This is a genomic window from Xanthobacter sp. BG11Y11_SDJG (assembly GCF_057364445.1).
Genome location: NZ_JBNFNU010000508.1, coordinates 1 through 2,563 on the forward strand (window position 1 = coordinate 1; position 2,563 = coordinate 2,563).

The window sequence follows — 2,563 nt, forward strand, 5'->3', positions numbered from 1 at the left end:
AGCCCCGCCCCGCAGCGCCGGCGTCTACTGATCTGATCCCTGCCCCCAGAACGCGCCCCCCGGCCGGGCGGCCGTTTTCGTTTTGTCGGCCTCAGTCCTGCCGGGCCCGTGCCGGGAGGGGGCATGCCCCGGCATGATCGTGGCCCGTGCCCCCCGCAAAGGGCGTCCGGTGCCGGCAGGGTCAGTCCGAAGGTCTTCACCAGATCGTCCACCTGCGCCGGCGAGAGATAGCGCGGGTTGAGGCCGCGCAGCAGCAGATAGAGCTTCGCCGTCTCCTCCAGCTCCTCGCTGGCGAACACCGCCGCCTCCAGCGTGTCCCCGGCCACCACCGGCCCGTGATTGGCGAGCAGCACGGACGCATAGCGGCCGGCGAGGCCCCGGATGGCGTCGGCGACCGCCGGATCGCCGGGCCGGTAATAGGGCAGCAAAGCGGTCTGGCCGGCGCGCATCAGATAATAGGGCGTCAGGGGCGGCAGCGCCGCGCGCGGGTCGATCTCGGGCAGCAGGGACAGCGCCACCGCATGGGTGGAGTGCAGATGGACGATGGCCCGCGCCGCGCCGCGCGTCTCGTAGAGCGCGGCGTGCAGCGGGATCTCCTTGGTGGGCTTGTCGCCGCCGAGCAGCCGGCCTGCGGCATCCAGCCGGGAGATGCGGGCAGGGTCGAGGAAGCCGAGGGAGGCGTTGGTGGGCGTCACCAGCCATCCGCCGTCATCGAGCCTCAGGCTGATATTGCCCGAGGAGCCGGGCGTGAGCCCGCGCTCGAACAGGGACCGGCCGAAGCGGCAGATGTCCTCCCGCAGTCTGGTCTCGTCCATGCTGGCCCGCCTCCCCTTCCCGCGCGCTGATGCACCAAAGCGAAGCGCGGCCGCCTTGGCAAGCGCCGCCGCGGCCGGCGCTTGAAACGATTTGATCGTCCGCCGGCAGGCTCTTAAGAATGAGCCGGAAGAGCTGCTCCGCGACGGGCGGCCGCAAAGGGGGAAACGCGATGGTCGATCCGGTGGATGATGCGGCAGGACCGCGGGGCGCCGCGGGCGCGGGGGTGAGCGCTGGTGTGAGCGCGGGTGTGATCGGTCTCGGCTCCATGGGCTACGGCATGGCGCAATCGATGCTGCGCGGCGGCCTCGACGTCGCCGGCTGCGATGTGGATGCGACGGTGGTGGCGCGTTTCGCCGCGCGGCGGCCGGGGCGCGGCAACGCGGCGCAGGCGGCCGAAGGGGCCGACCTGGTGGTCAGCGTGGTGGTCAACGCCGCCCAGACCGAGGCCATCCTGTTCGGTCCCAGGGGTCGCGGAACCCTGCCGCAGGGTGCGGTGTTCGTCTCCGCCGCCACCATGGACCCGGACCTGGCGCGCAGCCTCGCGGCGCGGCTGGAGGCCACCGGCCGGCACTATCTCGACGCCCCCATCTCGGGCGGCGCCAAGCGTGCGGCCGAGGGGGCGCTGACCATCCTCGCTTCCGGCAGTTCCGCCGCGTTCGCGAAGGCGAAGCCGGGGCTGGATGCCATGGCCGCCAAGCTCTACGTCCTCGGCGACGCGCCCGGCCAGGGTGCTGCCTTCAAGATGATCAACCAATTGCTCGCCGGCGTGCACGTCGCCGCCGCCAGCGAGGCCGTGGCTTTCGCCGCGCGGCAGGGCCTCGACCTTCAGAAGGTCTATGAGGTCATCACCGCATCGGCCGGCAACAGCTGGATGTTCGAGAACCGCGTGCCCTACATGCTCGCCGGCGACTACGCGCCGCGCAGCGCGGTCGACATCTTCGTGAAGGATCTCGGCATCATCCAGGACATGGCGCGGAGCGCGAAATTCCCGGTGCCGGTGGCATCCGCGGCGCTGCAGATGTTTCTCGCCACCTCCGCCGCCGGAATGGGACGGGACGACGACGCATCCGTCGCCCGCCTCTATGCCCGGATTACCGGCACCAAGCTGCCGGAAGCCTGAGCCGCGCGCGCCGCGGAGCCGAGCGCCGGTCCGCATTGCCATCCGCCGACACCGGGAGTCGCATCGTGACGCTTTCGCTGGGCTGCATCGCCGACGACTATACCGGCGCCTCCGATCTCGCCAATACGCTGGCGCGCAACGGTCTGCGCACGGTGCAGACGATCGGGATCCCGTCCGACGACATGGATCTCGGCGCGGCGGAGGCGGTGGTGGTGTCGCTGAAGATCCGCTCGGTTCCCGCGGCGCAGGCGGTGGCCCGGGCCCGCGCGGCGGACCGCTGGCTGCGCCGGCGCGGGGCCGGGCACGTAATGTACAAGATTTGCTCCACCTTCGATTCCACCGACGCCGGCAATATCGGCCCCGTGATGGACGCGCTCGCCGCCGATGCGGGCGCGGCGATGGTGCTGGTCTCGCCGGCCTTCCCGGAGACCGGACGCACCGTCTATCAGGGCCATCTGTTCGTCGGCGGCGTGCTGCTCAGCGAAAGCCCGCTGAAGGACCATCCCCTCAACCCCATGCATGACCCCAACCTCGTCCGCGTGCTCGGGCGGCAGAGCGCGACCCGGATCGGCCTCGCCGCCCTCCCCGACGTCGCCGCCGGCGCGGACCGGCTGCGGGCGCGGCTCG

Annotated in this window: 2 protein-coding genes and 1 pseudogene; 2 read left to right on the forward strand and 1 reads right to left on the reverse strand. The window is 71.7% G+C overall.

Going from position 1 to position 2,563, the window contains the following annotated elements; translation table 11 throughout:
• Positions 1-170 precede the first annotated feature (170 nt).
• A pseudogene (gene otnC, locus AC2W7M_RS23615) lies at positions 171-815 on the reverse strand (3-oxo-tetronate 4-phosphate decarboxylase); the annotation flags it as partial.
• Between the two features lie 236 nt (positions 816-1,051).
• Between otnC and ltnD the strand changes: the two are divergent.
• Entirely contained in the window at positions 1,052-1,936 is an 885-nt protein-coding gene (gene ltnD, locus AC2W7M_RS23620) for an L-threonate dehydrogenase (RefSeq protein WP_486135382.1), read from the forward strand.
• A 65-nt stretch (positions 1,937-2,001) separates the two neighbouring features.
• A partial coding sequence (locus AC2W7M_RS23625) for a four-carbon acid sugar kinase family protein (RefSeq protein WP_486135384.1) occupies positions 2,002-2,563 on the forward strand: 562 nt, incomplete at its 3' end.